The 19,516-nt window shown below is 72.6% G+C and carries 16 protein-coding genes; 13 read left to right on the top strand and 3 right to left on the bottom strand.

What is annotated here, in order from left to right:
• Positions 1-89: 89 nt before the first annotated feature.
• Together ACFWCK_RS17845 and ACFWCK_RS17840 are read left to right on the top strand one after the other, a co-directional pair.
• Positions 90-800, top strand: coding sequence for a LamB/YcsF family protein (locus ACFWCK_RS17845; protein ID WP_378807389.1), 711 nt, complete (start codon positions 90-92; stop codon positions 798-800).
• Between the two features lie 7 nt (positions 801-807).
• Positions 808-2,376: a carboxyltransferase domain-containing protein gene (locus ACFWCK_RS17840; protein WP_378807146.1), complete on the top strand. Its 1,569-nt coding sequence runs from the start codon at positions 808-810 to the stop codon at positions 2,374-2,376.
• A gap of 6 nt (positions 2,377-2,382) precedes the next feature.
• Here ACFWCK_RS17840 and hutI read toward each other — a convergent pair whose 3' ends face one another.
• From hutI to hutH, 3 genes are all read right to left on the bottom strand, one after another.
• Positions 2,383-3,546, bottom strand: a complete 1,164-nt coding sequence (gene hutI, locus ACFWCK_RS17835; protein ID WP_378807145.1) for an imidazolonepropionase — start codon at positions 3,544-3,546, stop codon at positions 2,383-2,385.
• 183 nt (positions 3,547-3,729) lie between these two features.
• Positions 3,730-5,418, bottom strand: a complete 1,689-nt coding sequence (gene hutU, locus ACFWCK_RS17830; protein ID WP_233311403.1) for a urocanate hydratase — start codon at positions 5,416-5,418, stop codon at positions 3,730-3,732.
• Entirely contained in the window at positions 5,411-6,952 is a 1,542-nt protein-coding gene (gene hutH, locus ACFWCK_RS17825; RefSeq protein ID WP_378807143.1) for a histidine ammonia-lyase, read from the bottom strand. The genes hutU and hutH overlap by 8 nt, the downstream gene beginning before the upstream one ends.
• A gap of 290 nt (positions 6,953-7,242) precedes the next feature.
• Here hutH and ACFWCK_RS17820 point away from each other — a divergent pair, with 290 nt between their 5' ends.
• The 11 genes from ACFWCK_RS17820 to ACFWCK_RS17770 all read left to right on the top strand — a co-directional run bounded on the left by ACFWCK_RS17820 (position 7,243) and on the right by ACFWCK_RS17770 (position 19,504).
• The gene (locus tag ACFWCK_RS17820; RefSeq protein ID WP_378807142.1) at positions 7,243-8,577 is read left to right on the top strand and encodes a purine-cytosine permease family protein; all 1,335 of its coding nucleotides are present in this window, start codon (positions 7,243-7,245) and stop codon (positions 8,575-8,577) included.
• A gap of 86 nt (positions 8,578-8,663) precedes the next feature.
• The gene (locus ACFWCK_RS17815) at positions 8,664-10,211 is read left to right on the top strand and encodes a hydantoinase/oxoprolinase family protein (protein WP_233311406.1); all 1,548 of its coding nucleotides are present in this window, start codon (positions 8,664-8,666) and stop codon (positions 10,209-10,211) included.
• 1 nt (position 10,212) lies between these two features.
• Positions 10,213-11,316 carry a DUF917 domain-containing protein gene (locus ACFWCK_RS17810; RefSeq protein ID WP_378807141.1) on the top strand — a complete coding sequence of 368 codons (1,104 nt, stop codon included), beginning with the start codon at positions 10,213-10,215 and terminating at the stop codon, positions 11,314-11,316.
• Positions 11,313-12,407 (top strand): DUF917 domain-containing protein, encoded by a 1,095-nt coding sequence (locus tag ACFWCK_RS17805; protein ID WP_378807140.1) that lies wholly within the window; start codon positions 11,313-11,315, stop codon positions 12,405-12,407. Before ACFWCK_RS17810 ends, ACFWCK_RS17805 begins: the two co-directional genes overlap by 4 nt.
• Positions 12,408-12,483: 76 nt before the next feature.
• On the top strand, positions 12,484-13,518 hold the full coding sequence (locus ACFWCK_RS17800; RefSeq protein WP_378807139.1) for a DUF917 family protein: 1,035 nt from the start codon (positions 12,484-12,486) through the stop codon (positions 13,516-13,518).
• Positions 13,515-15,077 (top strand): PucR family transcriptional regulator, encoded by a 1,563-nt coding sequence (locus tag ACFWCK_RS17795; RefSeq protein ID WP_378807138.1) that lies wholly within the window; start codon positions 13,515-13,517, stop codon positions 15,075-15,077. Before ACFWCK_RS17800 ends, ACFWCK_RS17795 begins: the two co-directional genes overlap by 4 nt.
• 68 nt (positions 15,078-15,145) lie before the next feature.
• Complete coding sequence (locus tag ACFWCK_RS17790; protein ID WP_233311561.1) at positions 15,146-15,901, top strand: IclR family transcriptional regulator; 756 nt, start codon at positions 15,146-15,148, stop codon at positions 15,899-15,901.
• Positions 15,902-16,024: 123 nt separating this feature from the next.
• Complete coding sequence (locus tag ACFWCK_RS17785; protein WP_378807137.1) at positions 16,025-17,248, top strand: OmpA family protein; 1,224 nt, start codon at positions 16,025-16,027, stop codon at positions 17,246-17,248.
• A 45-nt stretch (positions 17,249-17,293) separates the two neighbouring features.
• Positions 17,294-17,809 carry a DUF3060 domain-containing protein gene (locus ACFWCK_RS17780; RefSeq protein WP_378807136.1) on the top strand — a complete coding sequence of 172 codons (516 nt, stop codon included), beginning with the start codon at positions 17,294-17,296 and terminating at the stop codon, positions 17,807-17,809.
• Position 17,810: 1 nt separating this feature from the next.
• The gene (locus ACFWCK_RS17775) at positions 17,811-18,530 is read left to right on the top strand and encodes a response regulator transcription factor (protein ID WP_378807135.1); all 720 of its coding nucleotides are present in this window, start codon (positions 17,811-17,813) and stop codon (positions 18,528-18,530) included.
• Positions 18,527-19,504, top strand: a complete 978-nt coding sequence (locus ACFWCK_RS17770; RefSeq protein ID WP_378807134.1) for a sensor histidine kinase — start codon at positions 18,527-18,529, stop codon at positions 19,502-19,504. Before ACFWCK_RS17775 ends, ACFWCK_RS17770 begins: the two co-directional genes overlap by 4 nt.
• Positions 19,505-19,516: the final 12 nt, after the last annotated feature.

Raw genomic sequence — 19,516 nt, 5'->3', positions numbered from 1 at the left:
TACGCTGGCGATCGGGACCACGAGAAGCGGAGCCGACGGTGACTCTCGATCTGAACAGCGATCTGGGCGAGTCCTTCGCCGCCTGGCCGATGGGCGACGACGAGGCGATGCTGCAGGTCGTGACGAGTGCGAACATCGCGTGCGGCTTCCACGCCGGCGATGCGGTGACCGCACGTCGCACAGCCCGTCTCGCCGCCCGGAACGGCGTCGCGATCGGCGCGCACGTCGGCTACCGCGATCTCGCCGGGTTCGGCCGTCGGGACCTGGACGTGGATGCCGGAACGCTGGCCGACGAGACGCTGTATCAGATCGGCGCACTGCGCGCCCTCGCTGCCGCCGAGGGTGCGCGTGTCTCGTACGTGAAGCCGCACGGGGCGCTCTACAACCGCATCGTGCACGACGAGGTGCAGGCGGCCGCCGTGATCGATGGCATCCTCGCGGCCGGCGACGACCTCGCCGTGATGGGCCTGCCCGGATCCCGTGTGCTGCGGCTGGCCGCAGATCGCGGGCTGCGGGTGCTCCGGGAGGCGTTCTCCGACCGTGCCTACCGCGCGGACGGCACGCTGGTCCCCCGCTCCGAGCCGGGCGCCGTGCTGCATGAGCCGGAGGCGATCGCCGCACGCGTCGTCGAGCTGGCGACCACGGCGACGATGACCGCCATCACCGGGGAGAGCGTCGCGATCCAGGCCGACAGCGTGTGCGTGCACGGCGACACGCCGGGTGCCGTCGCGATCGCGCGCGCCGTGCGCGCCGCCCTCGACCGCGCCGGCGTCGAGGTCGCCCCTCCCGGCGTCTCCTGATCCGACGATGCGCATCCTCACCGCCTCCGATCACGCGCTGCTCGTCGAGGTCGACGATCTCGACGACGCGATCCGGCGGCACCTCGCCTGGGGCGACGTCCCCGGCATCGTCGAGCTGGTGCCGGCGGCGCGCACCGTCCTGGTCCGGTACGACCCTGCGCGCACGTCGGCGGCGGCGCTGAGCGCGCGGCTGCGCTCGTGGCCCGCGCCGGAACAGCCGGCGACCGCGCACGGCGAGATCCGGATCCCTGTGCGGTACGACGGTGAGGATCTCCCGGCGGTGGCCGAGCTCCTGGGCGTGTCCGCCGACGAGCTCGCCGCCCGACATCGGGCGGCGCGGTGGCGGGTCGCCTTCTCGGGCTTCGCGCCGGGGTTCGGGTATCTCGTCGGATCCGATCCGCTCTTCGACGTGCCCCGCCGCGCCACGCCCCGCACCAGGGTCCCCGCGGGATCCGTCGGTCTGGCCGGCGCCTTCACGGGCGTGTATCCGCGGGAGAGCCCGGGCGGCTGGCAGCTCATCGGCCGCACCGAGGCAGTGGTCTGGGACGCCGACAGGGATCCTCCGGCGCTGCTCGCGCCGGGCACGGGGGTGCGGTTCACGCTGGCCTCGCGTCCCCGGATCGTCCTCTCCGATGCGACACCGGCGCCGACGACGCGCAGGAGCGGCCCTGACGTGGACGAAGCCGGCCCGCGCGTCGTCGTCGCGGAGACGGCCTTCCCCATCCTCGTCCAGGACCGCGGACGACCGGGTCGCGCCGCCCTCGGCGTCTCGGGTTCGGGCGCGGCGGACCGCATCGCCCTGCGCGACGCGAACGACGCCGTCGGCAACCCGGCCGGAGCCCCGGTGCTGGAGCTGCTGGGCGGCGCACGGCTCCGGTTCGAAGGTCTGCGCGGAGGCGACGTCGCCGTCGTGACCGGCGCCGACGGTCCGCTCCTGCTCACCGGCGCCGATGGCGCGGAGCACGCGATCCAGAGGGGTGCGCCGTTCCCGCTCTCCCCCGGCTACGTGCTGGAGGTGGGCTTCCCGACGCGGGGGCTCCGCTGCGTCCTGGCCGTGCGCGGCGCGTTCGCGGTGCGCCGCACGCTCGGCAGCGCCTCGACCGACACGCTCGCGGGTCTCGGCCCTTCGCCTCTGCGGACCGGCGCGGCGCTCGGGATCGGCGATCCGCGCGCGGTCCGCGCCGCGGTGCAGCCGCTCCCGCGCGCACGGGCGCTGCCCGCGCCGGGCGAGGTCGTGGCGCTGCGGATCACGATCGGCCCGCGCGAGGACTGGTTCGCACCGAGCGCCGTCGAGACGCTCCTCGGCCAGGAGTGGGAGGTGACGCCGCACTCGGATCGCATCGGGCTGCGCCTGCACGGAGTTGTCCCCCTCTCGCGGGCGGTACTCTCCGAGCTGCCCAGCGAGGGCGCGGTGACGGGTTCGCTCCAGGTCCCTGCCGACGGTCAGCCTGTGCTGTTCCTGCCCGACCATCCGCTCACCGGCGGGTACCCCGTCATCGGCGCGGTCGTGGATGCGGACCTCGATCTCGCCGGCCAGCTGCCACCCGGATCCCGGATCCGCTTCGTGCTCGGCTGACGCCGATCAGGCGAACCGCACGCCGTCCTTCCAGACCGCCTCGACGAGCGGCACTCCGGGACGGTACGCGAGGTGCACGCGGCTCGGACTCTTCAGCAGCACGAGGTCGGCGTGCATGCCGGGGGCGATGCGGCCGATGTCGTCGCGGCGCAGGGCCGCTGCTCCGCCGGCGGTCGCGGCGTGGATCGCCTCGGCGACGGTCATGCGCATGTCGCGCACGGCGACCGCGATGCAGAACGGCATCGATGAGGTGAAGCTGGATCCCGGGTTCGTGTCGCAGGCGATCGCCACCGTGACGCCGGCGTCGATGAGCCGACGGGCATCCGGGTAGGGCTGCCGGGTGGAGAACTCCACGCCGGGCAGGAGGGTGAGGACGGTGTCCGATGCGGCGAGCGCGGTCACGTCGTCGTCGGTGAGGTAGGTGCCGTGGTCGATCGAGGCGGCGCCGAGCTCGACGGCCAGCTGCACCCCCTCCCCGGGGCCGAGCTGGCTCGCGTGCACGCGCGGCTGCAGCCCGCGGGCGATGCCGGCCTCGAGCACGCGGCGGGACTGCGGCACCGTGAAGGCGCCGGTCTCGCAGAACACGTCGATCCACTTGGCGTGCGGGGCGCAGGCGCCGAGCATCTCCCCCGTCACGAGGTCGACGTACTCGTCGCCGCGGTCGGCGTACTCGGCCGGCACCACGTGCGCGCCGAGGAACGTGACCTCGGGGGTGACCTCGGCGGCGAGGCGCACCAGGCGCTCCTCGGTCGCGACGTCGAGGCCGTAGCCGCTCTTGATCTCGACCGTCGTCGTGCCCTGGGCGAGCATCTCGTCGAGGAAACCGCGCAGGCGCGCGCGCAGCTCGTCATCGGTCGCGGCGCGGGTCGCGGCGACCGTGGAACGGATCCCGCCCGCCGCGTACTTCTGGCCCTGCATGCGGGCCTCGAACTCCGCGGCGCGGTCGCCGCCGAAGACGAGGTGGCTGTGGCTGTCCACGAAGCCGGGGATCACCGCGCGACCCGCCGCGTCGACGATCTCATCGGCATCCGGTGCGTCGGCCGCCGGGCCGACCCAGGCGACCCGCTCGCCCTCGACGAGCACGGCGACGTCGTGCAGCGTGCCGCAGACGTCGTCGCCCTCGGCGACGTTCGTCGTGAGTTCGCCGATGTTCGTGATCAGGATCCGCATGTCCTCAGCCTTTCGCAAAAGTGTCATCCGGGGCCGTTGAGCGAGTGAACGAGGCGAAACGCCGAGCCCCTGTGGGAACCACGTCTCGTCACTTCGTCTCGCTTCGCTCGCTCAGCGCGACGCTCGGTTTGAGCGCTACGCGCGTCCTCGCTCAACGACCCCGGATCGATGTCCGAGCTCTGTTCAGAGCCCCATCGGGACCTTGAGACCGCGCTCGCGTGCGATGTCCTTCGCGTGGTCGTAGCCCGCGTCGACGTGCCGCATGACGCCGGTACCCGGGTCGTTGGTGAGCACGCGCTCGAGCTTCTCCGCGGCGAGCGCGGATCCGTCCGCGACGGTCACCTGACCGGCGTGGATGGACCGGCCGATGCCGACACCGCCGCCGTGGTGCAGCGAGACCCAGCTCGCGCCGGAGGCGGTGTTCAGCAGCGCGTTCAGGAGAGGCCAGTCGGCGATCGCGTCGGAGCCGTCCTTCATGGCCTCGGTCTCGCGGTACGGGCTGGCGACGGAACCGGAGTCGAGGTGGTCGCGGCCGATGACGATCGGAGCGGACAGCTCGCCCGAGGCGACCATCTCGTTGAACTTCAGGCCCGCCAGGTGGCGCTCCTTATAGCCCAGCCAGCAGATGCGGGCGGGCAGTCCCTCGAAGTGCACCTTCTCGCCGGCCTTCTCCAGCCAGCGGTGCAGGGCGGCATCCTCGGGGAAGAGCTCCGCGATGGCACGGTCGGTCTTGTAGATGTCCTCCGGGTCGCCCGAGAGCGCGGCCCAGCGGAACGGGCCGCGGCCCTCTTCGAACTGGGGGCGGATGTACGCCGGCACGAAGCCGGGGAACTCGAACGCGCGGTCGAAGCCGCCGAGAACGGCCTCGGCACGGATCGAGTTGCCGTAGTCGAACACCGCGGCACCGGCGTCCTGGAACGCGACCATCGCCCGGACGTGCGCGGCCATGGCCTCGCGCGAGCGACGGGTGAACTCCTCGGGGTCCCGCTCGGCCTCGGCCTTCCAGTCGGCGACCGAGATGCCGATGGGCAGGTACGCGAGCGGGTCGTGCGCGCTGGTCTGGTCGGTGACGATGTCGATCGGCACGCCACGGCGGAACAGCTCGGGGAAGACCTCGGCGGCGTTGCCGACGATGCCGACCGAGAGCGCCTCGCCGTCCTCCTTGGCCTTGACGGCACGGGCGATCGCCTCGTCGAGGTCGGTGTAGTACACGTCGAGGTAGCCGTGGTCGACGCGGCGCGCGAGACGCGACTCGTCGACGTCCACGATGAGGCAGGCGCCGTCGTTCAGGGTCACGGCGAGCGGCTGCGCGCCGCCCATGCCACCGGCACCGCCGGTGAGCGACAGGGTGCCCTTGAGCGAGTCCTTGCCGAGCGAGCGGGCCACGGCGGCGAACGTCTCGTACGTGCCCTGCAGGATGCCCTGGGATCCGATGTAGATCCAGGATCCGGCCGTCATCTGGCCGTACATCATCAGGCCCTCGGCCTCGAGCTTGCGGAATTCGGGCCAGGTGGCCCAGTCGCCGACGAGGTTGGAGTTCGCGATGAGCACGCGCGGCGCCCACTCGTGGGTGCGGAACACGCCGACCGGCTTGCCGGACTGCACGAGCAGGGTCTCGTCGGGCTCGAGCTCGTCCAGGGTGCGCACGATCGCGTCGTACGCCTCCCAGCTGCGCGCGGCACGGCCGGTGCCGCCGTAGACCACGAGGTCCTCGGGGTGCTCAGCGACCTCGGGGTCGAGGTTGTTCATGAGCATGCGCTTGGCGGCCTCGGCGCCCCAGCTCTTCGCGGTGCGCTCGTTGCCGCGGGGAGCGCGGATCGAACGGGTCGGGTCCGACAGGGTCGGGCCGGCAGTGGTGGTGGTGTCAGTCATTCGCGTGCTCCTTCGCAATCGCAGCGATCTGGCCGGACTGCACGAGCGCAGTCACGGCCTCCATGTCAGGGCTGAGGAATCGGTCCGGGCCGGGGCCGCCGGCCACGGTGCGGACGAGGTCGCGGACCGCGCCGGTGGCGGGTCCGGCCTCGAGCGGCGCGCGCAGGTCGAGCGCGCGGGCGCCGGTGAGGATCTCGATCGCGAGCACGCGGCCGAGGCCGTCGATCGCGCGGCGGAGCTTGCGGGCGGCGGCCCAGCCCATCGAGACGTGGTCCTCCTGCATCGCGGAGGACGGGATCGAGTCGACCGAGGCCGGGACCGCGAGCCGCTTGAGCTCGGAGACGATGCCGGCGGCCGCGTACTGCGCGATCATCAGGCCGGAGTCGACGCCGACCTCGTCCGCGAGGAACGGGGGCAGGCCATGGCTGCGGGCGGGGTCGAGCGCGCGGTCGGTGCGGCGCTCGGCCACCGAGGCGACATCGGCGACGGAGATCGCCAGGAAGTCGAGCACGGCGGCGACCGGGGCGCCGTGGAAGTTGCCGTTGGACTCGATCCGGCCGTCGCTGGTGACCACGGGGTTGTCGACGACGCTCGCCAGCTCGCGCTCGGCGATCGTGGTGGCGTATGCGGCGGTGTCGCGGGCGGCGCCGTGCACCTGCGGCGAGCAACGCAGCGAGTAGGCGTCCTGCACGCGGCCGTCCTCCGGGCCCTTGTGGCTGGCGACCATCGGCGAGGAGCCCAGGAACGCGCGCAGGTGCGCCGCGGAGACGGCCTGGCCGACCTGCGGGCGCAGCGCCATGAGGTCGGCGGCGAAGACCGCGTCCGTGCCGAGCTGCGACTCGATCGACATCGCGGCCGAGATGTCGGCGGTGAGGAAGAGGTTGTCCAGGTCGTGCAGCGCGAGCGACAGCATGCCGAGCATGCCGTCGGTGCCGTTGATGAGGGCGAGGCCCTCCTTCTCCTGCAGCTCGAGCGGCGCGATGCCGGCCATGGCGAGCGCGTCGGCCGCGGGGACGAGGTCGCCGGCGGCGTTGCGCACGTCGCCCTCGCCCATGCTGGCGAGCGCCACGTGGGCGAGCGGGGCGAGATCGCCCGAGCAGCCCAGCGAACCGTACTCGCGGACGATCGGGGTGATCCCGGCGTTGAGCATCGCGGCGTAGGTCTCGACGACCACGGGACGGACACCGGTGTGGCCCGAGGCGAGCGTCTGCAGGCGCAGCAGCTGCAGCCCGCGGACGACCTCGGTCTCGACCTCCGGGCCGGTGCCGGCCGCGTGGGAGCGGATCAGGCTGAGCTGCAACTGGCGGCGGCGCTCGGGGGCGATGAAGGTGGTGGCCAGAGCCCCGAAGCCGGTCGAGACGCCGTAGTGCGGCTTGGGGTCGGCGGCCATGCCTTCGATGACGCCGCGGGAGGCGGCGACGCGGTCGAGCGCACCGGCGTCGATGACGACGGGTGCGAGGTAGCGGGCGACGGAGACGACGTCCTCGGGGCGCAGAGGCGCCGCGCCGATGGTGACGGGGGAAGTGTGGGCCATGAGACGATTTCACACCCTCGTCTGCCGCTCGGACAGGGCCCAGGAGGACGTCCTGTCTGGGATCACAGACAAGTGGAGGAAAGACTGCGCACCGCTCGGACCGGTCCCGGGAGCCCCGGGAGGGATCGGGTTCGCGCGATCACAGATCCTCGGATGACCGCCGCCGCGACGGAGGAGATGTGCGCTCTGTTGATCGAACGATGAGATCAGTGCAGATCGCACATGGTGGGGCGGACGGCTCGTCACTAGCGTGAGCGGCACCATCCTCTTCCGCCCGAAGGAAACCCACCATGGCCCGCATCGCGCCGCACGACGACTTCGCCCTCTCCCGCGTGACTCCCGAAGCACGAAAGCCCTGGTTCGGCATCGCCGTGCAGCGCTTCGGCCAGGTCTCCGCCCTGTCGCAGTTCCTCCTCGGCGCGACGCTGGGATACGGGATGAGCTTCGGGGAGGCCGCGCTCGCGTTCCTGCTCGGATCCGTCATCCTCGAGGTCATCATGTGCATCGTCGGGTTCATCGGGCAGCGCGAGGGCCTGAACACGGCCCTCCTCGCCCGCTGGACCGGCTTCGGCGAGATCGGCGCGGCGCTCGTGGGTCTCGCGATCGGCATCAGCCTCATCGGCTGGTTCGGCATCCAGTCCGCGATCTCCGCGCAGTCGCTCGACGCGCTCATGCCCGGCGTGCTGCCGACCTGGCTGTGGAGCCTGCTGTTCGGCCTCGCCGTCACCGCCATCGTCGCGTTCGGCTTCCTCGGGATGCAGTGGCTCGCGAACATCACCGTGCCGCTGTTCCTCATCCTCGTGGGCTGGTCGGTGATCTCCGAGCTCAGCCGTCACGACCTCGGCACGCTGCTCACGAGCCCCGCGCCGGGCCCGCACATCAGCGTCTGGGCCGGCACCGGCATCGTCGCCGGCGGCCTCATCGTGGGTGCGATCATCACCGGCGACATGACGCGCTTCAACCGCTCCCGCGCCGATGTGGTCAAGCAGACCGTCGTGGGCGTCACGCTCGGCGAGTTCGTCATCGGCCTGGCCGGCGTGCTCCTCGCGCACGCCGCGAAGTCGGGCGACATCGTCGCGATCGTGACGAGCTCGGTCGGCCTCGTCGGCCTCATCATCGTCATCACGGGAACGCTCAAGATCAACGACTGGAACCTCTACTCCTCGGCCCTGGGCCTGGTGAACTTCGTCTCCACGACCTTCGGCAAGAACCTGCACCGCGTGACGACGACGATCGTGCTCGGCGTGGTCGGATCCGTCCTCGCCGCCGCCGGGATCCTCGGGCAGTTCACCCAGTTCCTCATCGTGCTGAGCGTCGCGTTCCCGCCGATCGCAGGCATCATGGTCGCCGAGTACTTCATCGTGCGCCGCTGGCGCGGCGAGCTCGACGCCAGCCGCGAGGAGGGCGTGCTGCCCGCCTCCGCCCCGCGCATCGTGCCCGCCACGATCGTGGTCTGGCTGGTCTCGTCGCTCGTCGGCTACTTCGTGACCTGGGGCATCCCGTCCCTCATCAGCCTGTTCCTCTCGATGATCCTGTACATCGCGGCGGGCAAGCTGGGCCTCGTCCGCGGCGTCGGCGCCGTCCCCACCCGTCAGGCCGATCCCGCGGAGAGCGCGGCCGTCTGACCCCCAGACTCCGTCGCGGGGCGCGGCGCCTTCCGACTCCCCGCGACGGGACCACAAGTCCCGGAAACACCGAGAAAGCGAGAACCATGCACATCGGCATCGACGTCGGCGGCACCAACACGGATGCCGTCCTCATGGACGGCGCCCACACCCTCGCCGGGGTGAAGCACTCCACCACCCCCGACGTGACCGACGGGATCGTGCAGGCGATCGAGGATCTGCGCGCGCACCATCCGTTCGAGGGATCCGACATCGAGGCCGTCATGATCGGCACGACGCACTTCATCAACGCGCTCGTGCAGGCCAGTCGCCTCGCCCCCACCGCCGCCCTCCGGCTCGGACTGCCCGCGACCCGAGCCCTCCCCCCGCTCGTGGACTGGCCGGGCGAACTGCTCGAGGCCGCCCGGGCGCGCAGCTACCTCGCGCACGGCGGCTACGAGTTCGACGGTCGCCCGATCTCCCCGCTCGATCCCGAGGAGCTGCGCGGGATCGCCGCGGACATGAAGGCGCATGGGATCCGCTCGGTCGCGATCTCGGCCGTGTTCAGCCCGGTCAACCACGACCTCGAGGTGCGCGCCGCGGAGATCCTCGGCGAGGTCCTCGGCGACGACGTGGCGATCTCCCTCTCGCACGAGATCGGCCGGATCGGCATCCTCGAGCGTGAGAACGCGACGATCATCAACGCCGCCCTGCGCGAGCTCGCCTCCGAGATCGTCGACGGCCTCACCGCTGCCGTCCGGGCGCACGGCATCGAGGCGCCGATCTTCCTCAGCCAGAACGACGGCACACTGATGGACGACGAGTACGTGCGCCGCTATCCGGTCGCGACCTTCGCCTCCGGCCCGACCAACTCGATGCGCGGGGCCGCGGCCACGAGCGGCCTGCAGGACTGCGCCGTGATCGATGTGGGCGGCACCACGGCGGACATCGGCCTGCTCGTGAACGGCTTCCCCCGCGAGACCGCGAACGAGGTGAAGGTCGCCGGCATCCGCACGAACTTCCGCATGCCCGACGTGCTCTCCCTCGGCATCGGCGGCGGGAGCATCGTGGACGAGGAGACCGCCGAGGTCGGCCCCGCCTCGGTCGGCTACCGCCTCGGCACCGAAGCGCTCGTCTTCGGCGGCTCGACCCTCACCGCGACCGACATCGCGGTCGCGGCAGGGCGCGCCGAGGTCGGCGACCCCGCGAAGGTCGCGCACCTCGATCCGGAGTTCGTGGCGCGCGTGCTCGCGCGTATCGCTGAGCGCGTCGCGGAGGCCGTGGACAGGATGCGCACCTCCCCCGACCCGATCGCGGTCGTGGCGGTCGGCGGCGGATCCATCCTGCTGCCGGACGTGCTGGAGCCTTTCGGCCCCGTGCACCGCCCGGAGAACTACGCGGTCGCGAACGCGATCGGCGCCTCGATCGCTCAGGTCGGCGGCGAGATCGACAAGGTCTACGCGATCGCCCCCGGCGCGCGCGACGAGACCATCGCGGCCGTGCGCGCCGAGGCCGTCGACAAGGCGATCGCCGCCGGCGCGAAGCCGTCCACGGTCGCGATCATCGACTTCGACGAGGTCCCGATCCCGTACCTGCCCGGCAACGCCACGCGCATTCGCGCCAAGGCCGTCGGCGACCTGGACATGGGGGCCTGAGATGGGCTGGCAGATCGACACCGCGCAGATCGAGGATCTCGCCCGCGGCGCCGCCGTGTTCGGCACCGGCGGCGGCGGCGATCCCTACATCGGATCCCTCCTCGCCCGGCAGGCGCTGTCGGACGGCCCCGTCCCGGTCCTCGACCTCGCCGAGGTCCCCGACGATGCGCACGTGCTGTTCGTCGCGATGATGGGCGCACCGACCGTCATGGTGGAGAAGCTCCCGAGCCTGGACGAGGTCGTCGAGCCCGTGCGCGCCCTCGGCTCGCATCTGGGCCGCCCCGTCACCCACATCGCGTGCGCGGAGGTGGGCGGGGTGAACTCGACGATCCCCGTCGCGGCCGCCGCGGCGCTCGGACTGCCACTCGTGGACGCCGACGGCATGGGCCGCGCGTTCCCGGAGCTGCAGATGGTGCTGCCCACGCTCATCGGCGTCACCGCCTCGCCCCTCGCGCTCAGCGACGAGAAGGGCAACGTCGCAGTCCTGCAGACGATCGACAACACCTGGACGGAGCGGATCGCACGCGTCGCGACCGTCGAGATGGGCTGCTCCACGATGATCGCCGGCTTCTCGATGACCGGCGCGCAGGCCAGAACCGGCCTCGTCGGCGGCTCGCTGTCCCGGTGCATCACAGTGGGCCGCGCGATCGCCGACGCCCGTGCGGCGAAGACGGATCCGGTCGCGGCCGCGGTCCGCGAGCTCTCCGGGCGCGAGCTCTTCGACGGCAAGGTCGTCGACGTGCAGCGCGCCACGACGACCGGATTCGCGCGCGGCCGCGCGCGAATCGAGGGCGAGGGCGGCACCGCGCTCACCCTGCAGTTCCAGAACGAGCACCTCGTCGCCGAGGCCGACGGGCGGATCCTCGCGACCACGCCGGATCTCATCATGGTCGTCGAGGGAGAGTCCGGGGAGCCGATCACGACCGAGGCCCTCCGCTACGGCCAGCGCGTGCGCGTGCTCGCGGCCCCCGCCGACGAGCGCTGGCACACCGCCGAGGCGCTCGCGATGGTCGGTCCCGGCTACTTCGGCTACGACATGCCGGCGCACCGTTACGACGGCACCGTCTCCGCCGGAGATTCCTTCGCGACGGCGGGCGCGGCATGAGCTGGCAGCTCACCGCGGCCGACCTCCCCGACCTCGCCCGCGGCGCGACGCTGCTGGGCACGGGCGGCGGCGGGGACCCCTACATCGGCAGCAAGCTCGTCGAGCGGGTCCTCGGCGACGGCGCGATCACGATCCTGGATCCGGAGGACCTTCCGGATGACCTCTTCGTGATCCCGACGGCGCAGATGGGCGCACCCACCGTGATGGTCGAGAAGATCCCGGCGGGTACAGAGCCGACGCTCGCGCTGCGCGCCCTCGAGGCGCACCTGGGGCGGACAGCCGACGCCACGATGCCGATCGAGTGCGGCGGGATCAACTCGATGATCCCGCTCGTCGTCGCCGCCGAGACCGGGATGCCCGTGGTCGATGCGGACGGCATGGGGCGCGCCTTCCCCGAGCTGTCCATGGAGACGTTCGCGGTGTACGGCGTGCACGGCTCGCCCCTCGCCCTCGCCGGCGAGCGCGGCGAGACCGTGATCATCGACACCGGCGACGACGACCGCCAGATGGAGTGGCTCGCCCGCGCGATCACCATCCGGCTCGGCGGAGTCGGGCACATCGCGGAGTACGCGATGTCCGGCGCGGACGTGCGCCGGACCGCGGTTCCCCGCACGATCTCGATGGCGCTCGCCCTCGGCCGCGCGATCCGCGAGGCCCGCGAGCAGCACCGCTCCCCCTTCGACGCGATCGCCGAGACGCTCTCCCGCACGCTGTACACCCACGTGCGCGAACTCGCCGTGGGCAAGGTGCTCGACGTCGAACGTCGTACCACCGAGGGGTTCGCGAAGGGACGCGCCGTGATCGCACCGCTCGAGGGCGACGGCTCCTTCGAGATCCTGTTCCAGAACGAGAACCTCATCGCGCGGCGAGACGGCGAGGTCGTCGCGATCGTGCCGGATCTCATCTGCGTCGTGGATCACGAGACAGCCGAGCCGATCACGACCGAGGGGCTGCGCTACGGCCAGCGCGTGCGCGTGCTCGGCATCTCGACGCCGGACATGATGCGCACCGAGGGCGCCCTCGCCGCGTTCGGCCCCTCGGCCTTCGGCCTCGCCGAGCCGTTCCTCCCGGTCGAGCGGCTCGGCGCCTGAGCCGGCTCCCTGGGCCGGACCCGAACCGGCCCAGGGAGCCGATCCCGATCCGTTACGAGACCTCTAGTCTGGGACGATGGCGTGGCGACTGCGACCCGAGGACGTGGCCGCGCTCGCGCTGGGCTGCGCGCTGCTCGGCTCGGGCGGCGGCGGCACGACCACCATGCTCGAGCTCATGCTCGCCGGCGACGACTCCGGTCCGCGTCCGCTCGCGGACGTGGACGAGCTGGATCCCTCGACACCGTGCTTCGGCGCCGCGTTCGTGGGCTCCACGATCCTGCTCGGCGAGCGAATGCCGGGCCTCGCGCCGTTCGGACGCCTGGTGGCCGCGGCGGAGCGCTGGCTGGGCACGCGGATCCCCGCCGTCTGCTCGATCGAGGGCGGCGGCCTGAACAGCCTCGTCCCGTTCCTGTTCGCCGGCGAGCGCACGATCGTCGATGCCGACTGCACCGGCCGCGCCGTGCCGGAGCTCGATCAGATGTCGCTCTTCGTCGACCGGGTGCCGGGCCTCGTGTTCACGTGCGAGAGCGGCGCCGGCGGAGTCGCTCTCGTCGAGACGGATCGCGCCGTGGACGCGGAGCGCATCGTCCGCTCCGCCATCATCCAGGCGGGAGGGAGCGGCGCGGCCGTGCTCGCCGGGTTCACGGTCGGGGATCTCCGCGAGCACGCGATGCCCGGACACCAGCGGCGCGCGCTCGCGCTGGGTCGCGCCTTCCTCGCCGCCCGCTTCGCGCCCCCGGCGGAGCTCGCCGCGCGGCTCGGAGCGAGGCTGCTGACCGAGGGCCGGATCGACCGGATCTCAGCGCACCACGCCGATCCGCATGTGCAGTCGGTCGAGATCGCGGGCCCCGGCGGCGCGGTGGATCGCGTCGTGACCCGCTCGGAGTCCCTGGCGGTGCTCAGCGACGGAGAACTGCTCGCCTCCGCACCGGCGATCATCGTCGTCCTCGACGCCGCGTCGCGCGAGATCCTGCAGGTCACCGACCTCGTTCCGGGACGGCGCGTGGTCGTGCTCTCGCTGCCGGCGCCCGACTGGTGGCTGGAGCGTCCCGAGCGCCTGCGCCGCGTGCTGCCGTCGACGTACGGACTCGCCGAGCTGGACGCCGCATGACCGCGCGACTGTCGCTCGCGGGCCTCCGCGCACACCCCGAGAACGGCGGCCTGCGCCGGATCGCCGGGCCCGAAGACGCCGCATGGGACGCGGTCGCCGTGGAATCGGCCGAGGCCGACCTGCCCGCGGTCCTCGACGGCGGCCTCGCAGTGCTGCTCGACGCCGCGCCGAGGACGCCCTGGCAGCAGGACGCGATGCTGCGCCGGATCCGCGAGCGCGGCTTCGGCGGCGTCGCGATGCCGGGAGCCGGCGCGTTCGACCCCGGCACGCAGCGGCTCGCGGAGCGGCTGGGGATCTGCCTCCTCGACGTGCAGCGGCCCATCGTGCTCGCCCAGGCGTGCTGGATGCTCGTGCAGGCGCAGGACGCCCTCACCCTCTCGCACGTGCGCAAGGTCGCACGCTCGTTCGAGTACCCGGCCCGGGATCTGTCGGATCTGCTGCGCCAGGTGTCCGCGAATCTCGGCCATCCGCTCGCACTCGTCGACGGCACCGACGTGCTGCACTCCTCGGGCGGCGACCTCGATCCGGCACTGCACGCGGCGATCGACTTCCGCCCCTGGGTCGACATCGCCCGTGCCGGCGACGCCGCCGCGGCCTCGGTGCGCGTGGACAGCCCGAGCAGGCCGGGTCTGCGTCTGGTCGTCTTCGGTGCGGGGCTGAGCGAGAGCCAGCTCGCCGCGCTCTCGGTCGCGGCCGAGGTCGCGATGCCGGCCGTCGCGGCGCGGATCCTCATCGACGAGGTCGCCGAGGTGAACGACGTCTCGGCCTCGTCCGCCCTGCTCCGCGATTTCGTCGATGCGAGGGGCCTCGCGGACGACGACATCGAGCGCCGCATGGGCGAGCGCGGCTGGCGCACGTCCGGACATCATCTCGGCTTCCGGATGGTCGGACGGGGCCGGCTGGATCCGCTGCCGCTGCTGCGCGCGGTGCGTGCCGCACTCGGCGGGATCGCCGCAGAGGCGCACGTCACCACGGCCGGCCGCGGGCTGAGCGGATGGCTCGCGTTCTCCGAGGCTCCAGACCCCGTGACCGTCGAACGGCTCGCGCGCGGTCTGCGCGCCCTGCACCGCGAGGTGGGGCGCTCGTTCGCGATCGCCACGGGCGTGGGATCGCTGCAGCGCGGGCCCGCGGGGCTCGCCGCGACGCTGGACGAGGCCGCGGATGCGGCCAGGATCGCGGCGTTGCGCTCGGCAACGGGCTGGTTCGTCCGCGTCGACAGCCTCGGACTCGAGCAGCTGCTGCTGGCCTGGACCGGCAACGACACGTTCGTGCCCGCGGCGGCGTCGCTCCTCGCACCGTTGCAGGGCGCGAGCGGAGATCTGCTGCGTACGCTCTCCGTCTACCTCGACCAGGAGTCGAGCCTGGTCGCCACAGCCGCGTCGCTGAACCTGCATCGCAACACCGTCGCAGTGCGGATCCGGCGGGTGCAGGAGCTCCTCGGCGTCGACCTCACGGATCCCGAGACCCGCCTCGCGATGCACCTCGCGTGCCGCGCCGTCCTGGCCCCCGCCGCGGGCGACGGCCCGGCGCGCCGCGAGCATGGCATCCTGGGACCGTGAACGCCGATCGCACCGACCACGGCGCCGGGGCGGGCTCGCCGACGAGCGCCCGCGACGACCGCCCGCAGGTGCCCGCGGCCGAGCACACGCTGCGGATCCTGCGGTTCCTGGCCCGCCGCGCGGGGCCGGTCGCGGCATCCGCGCTGGCCCGCGAGCTCGACATCCCCCGCTCCACCGTCTACCACCTGCTCGCGACCCTCGAGGCGCACGGGTTCGTCGTGCACCTGCCGCAGGAGCGCCGCTGGGGCCTCGGCACGAGCGCCTTCGAGCTGGCCGGCGGCTACGCGCGGCAGGAGCCGCTGGCGCGGCTCGGCCGTCCACTGCTGGCCGGGCTCGCCGACCGCCTCGGCGAGAGCGCGCATCTCGCCGTGATGACCGGGCGCGACGTGCTCTACATCGTCGAGGAGCGCGCGCTCCGGCGCCCCGCCCTCATTACCGACGTGGGGGTGCGGCTCCCGGCGCACCTCACCGCGACCGGCCGGGCCATGCTCGCCGCGCTCCCCCGCGAGCAGGTGCGTGCGCTGTACCCCGATGCCGCATCTTTCGCGCAGCGCACCGGCGGCGGGCCCGCACGCCCGCGCGAGCTGAACGAGCTGCTGCGCGAGGTGCGCCGCGACGGCATCGCCCGCGAGGACGGCGAGGTGACCCCGGGGTTCCGCTCGGTCGGCATCGCCGTGCGCGACCACGTGGACTGGCCGGTGGCGGCCGTCGCCGTCACCTGGTCCGAGGAGGGCTCGGTCGACGAGAAGGCTGTCGCCGACGCCGTCGCCGAGACCGCCCGGCAGCTGCAGCGCCGGCTGGGCTACGGCGGACGCAGCGGCTGATCCCCGAGATCGCTCCGCGGCGGACGGCGTGCGCCGCGCCCCTGCCGCAGGCCACCGGAGCGTGTCGCAGGATCGAGACACGGCCGCGACGGGACGGCGACACCGGGTCGATAGCCTCGAGTCATGAGCACCACGCAGCACCGCGCGCCTCACCCCACCCGGCGTGCCGCCCTCGTCACCGCGACCGCCACGACCATCGCCGTCCTCGCCCTCGCCGGATGCTCCTCCGCCGCGCCGGTGTCGGGCGACGGGACCGCGAAGCCCTCGCACGGCCCCTCCTCGAGCGCCGCCGCGAAGCCCGCCGCCGCGACCATCCCCGGCTACGACGTCGGTCAGTTCCCGCCGGTCCCCCTGTTCCGGCTGCCCGACCTCGGCCTTCTCTCCGGATCCGCTGACGCCTTCGCGATCGAGGTGAGCACCGCCTTCGACGGCGTTCCGGGCGTCACCGTCTCCCCGGCCCGCTGCGACGCCGGCGGGAAGGTGGTGTCGGGAGCAGGATCCGCGATGCTCTACGGCGACGGGTCGGGCAACTACACGGGACCGGACGGTTCGGTGCAGAACTTCGGAGACGGATCCGGTGTCTCCACGATCAACGGCGTCACGATCGAGAACTTCGGAGACGGATCCGGCAATTACACGGCCGGCTCCGTGCGCATCCAGAACTTCGGCGACGGATCCGGCAACTACAGCGACGGTCGCATCACCGTCCAGGTGTTCGGCGACGGGTCCGGCAATTACGCCGCGCCCGGCATGGCGATCCAGAACTTCGGCGACGGATCCGGCGACTACACGGCGGGATCGGTGCGCATCCAGAACTTCGGCGACGGATCCGGTGACTACGCCGGCCCGGGCATCTCGATCCAGAACTACGGCGACGGCACCGCGAAGGTCAACGGGAAGACGGTGAAGGCGGAGAGGCTTCCCGCCGTGGCGAAGCTCGGCAGCTTCCCGCCGATCGCCGCCCTCGCCCCGATCTCGTCGTGCGGTACCACGATCACGTTCCAGGACGGGGTCCTGTTCGACTTCGACCGCAGCGACATCCGCGCCGACGCCGCGAAGACGATCGCGTCCGTCGCGCAGGTGCTGGTCTCGAAGAACGTCGCGAATGCGGAGATCTCAGGTCACACCGATGCGATCGGAGACGACGCCGACAACCAGGACCTCAGCGAGCGTCGCGCGCAGTCGGTCGTGGACGCGCTCCGGAAGGCCGGCGCCGCCACGGCGATGGAGGCGGTCGGCTACGGCGAGACGCGCCCCGTCGCACCGAACGAGATCGATGGCCAGGACGACCCCGCCGGGCGGCAGTTGAACCGGCGGGTCGAGATCTTCATCCCGGCCGGCCACTGATCCGCCGCCTCGGAAACGCCCGCCTCGGAACGACCGGAGAAGACCATGCACGGCAGCCGCATCCCCGCACTCCTCATCACCGCCCTCGCTCTGGCGGCGGGCCTCACCGGCTGTTCGATCAGCGTCGTCGACACGGCGCACCCGTCGCGCAGTCCATCCCCCGACGCGTCCGTCGATGTGAAGGGCGAGCGCCCGTCCGGCCCGCCGAAGCCGGTGCCGCAGACCGATGCGCCCGTCACCATGGCGGACGCGGTCTCCCGCGCCGGGCTGATCGCCGCCGCCACCACGACGCAGCGCTGCGACGGCGAGCTCACCCTCATGCAGGACGCGGTCGCGGTGCATGTGGAGGGGCCCTGCGACCGGCTCATCGTTAACGCCCAGGGCGCGCAGGTGGTGGCGGACGACGTCACCTCCCTGTCGGTGATCGGATCCGCCAACGTCGTGCTCGCGGAGTCCGTGCGCGAGCTCGTGGTCAACGGCGACGGGAACATCGTGAACTGGACCGGCTCCACACCCGCGATCTCCGACATCGGCACCGCCAACACCCTGAAGGCCGGCTGACATGGGCGATACCCCGCGCCCCCGGATCCTGCTCGTCGACGACGATGAGGCCATCACGGGCGCCCTCGGACCCTTCCTGGAACGCAGCGGGTTCGACGTGGAGATCGCCGGCGACGGCGCGCGGGGCCTCGCCGCGGTGGAGCGCCGCGCCCCGGACCTCGTCGTGTGCGACGTGCTCATGCCGCACCTCGACGGCCGGGAGTTCGTGCGGCGCATGCGCGCCCGCAGCCTGTGGCTGCCGATCATCCTGCTCACCCAGGTGGGCGAGTCGTGGGAGCGCAGCGCGGCCCTGGACGAGGGTGCGGACGACTACCTCAACAAGCCTTTCGACCCGCACGAGCTCATCTCGCGGATCCGCGCCGTGCTGCGTCGCACCGCGGCCGGAGGCCCCTCCCTCGCCACCGCCGGGCGGCTGCGCGCCCACGACCTCGTGCTCGACCGCACCGCACGACGCGCCTGGCTCGCCGACGTCGAGCTCACGCTCACCCCCAAGGCGATGACGCTGCTGGAGTACCTCATGCTGCACGCCGACGAGGTGCACAGCCGGGACCGCCTGCTGTCGACGCTGTGGGGCTTCGACTTCGCCACGTCGAGCCGAGCGGTCGACCATCGCGTCTCCGAACTGCGCCGCGTGCTCGGCGACGATGCTGCGGCCCCGCGATTCGTGGAGACGGTGCAGAGCTTCGGATACCGGTTCGCCGCTCCTGTGGGGGCGGCGTGAACGCCGGTGGGCCGGGTCGTGCGGCGAGCGCGGTCGGAGGTCGTGGTGGGCGCGGCTCACGGCCCCTGTGGTGGATCCTCGCTGCTGCGCCCGCGGTGCTCGGAGCGGCGATCGCGGCGGTGCTGGCGGCGGCCGGGGACCTGCGCCAGGTGCAGGTCAGGATCGCACTGCCCGCCGTGGCCGCGGGCGCGGGGATCCTGCTCAGCGTGATCGCGCTCGGGGTCCTCGCGGCCATCGCCGTGCGCACCCGACGCCGGGTCCGCGCGCAGATCGCGCTCGACGCGGCCATGGCGCGAGGTTCGGCTCAGGAGCGGCAGCACCATGCGCGCTTCCTCGCGCGACTCGACCACGAGCTGAAGAACCCGCTCACCGCGATCCTGGCGACCTCGGCGGCCGCGCAGAACAATGTGGGCGGCGCCGAATCCTGGCCGATCGTGGATGCGCAGGCGGCCAAGCTCGGCACCCTGGTGCGCGACCTGCGCAAGCTCGCCGATCTGGAGTCGCGTCCGCTCGAGCGCGAACCCGTGGATCTCGAACAGCTTCTGGTCGAGGCGATCGCCGCACTCGCACAGCAGGATCCGGCTTCCGGCGCGCGCATGGCCCTGACGGTCACCCGCGTGCCCTGGCCGGTGCCCCCGATCTCCGCCGATCTGGATCTCCTCTCGCTCGCGGTCGACAACGTGCTCGGCAACGCCGCGAAGTACTCCGAGAGCGGCCCGATCGAGGTGCGGCTGCGCGAGGAGGCGGGACAGGCCGTGATCGACGTGGCCGACACCGGCCGCGGCATCCCCGAGTCCGACCTCCCGCAGGTGTTCGACGAGCTCGCCCGGGCTCAGAACGCCCGTGACGTCGCCGGATCCGGGATCGGGCTGAGCCTGGTCGCAGCGATCCTGCGCCGCCACGGCGGTGCCGTCGCCCTGCGATCCGCGGAGGACTCCGGCACGGTGGTGACACTGAGGCTGCCGCTGGCCTGATCGTTGCCGACG

This window comes from Microbacterium sp. NPDC060117, assembly GCF_042729315.1.
Taxonomy (GTDB): Bacteria; Actinomycetota; Actinomycetes; order Actinomycetales; family Microbacteriaceae; genus Microbacterium.
The sequence above is the reverse complement of the archived record's forward strand: the minus strand, read 5'-3'. Positions and strand labels throughout refer to the sequence as shown.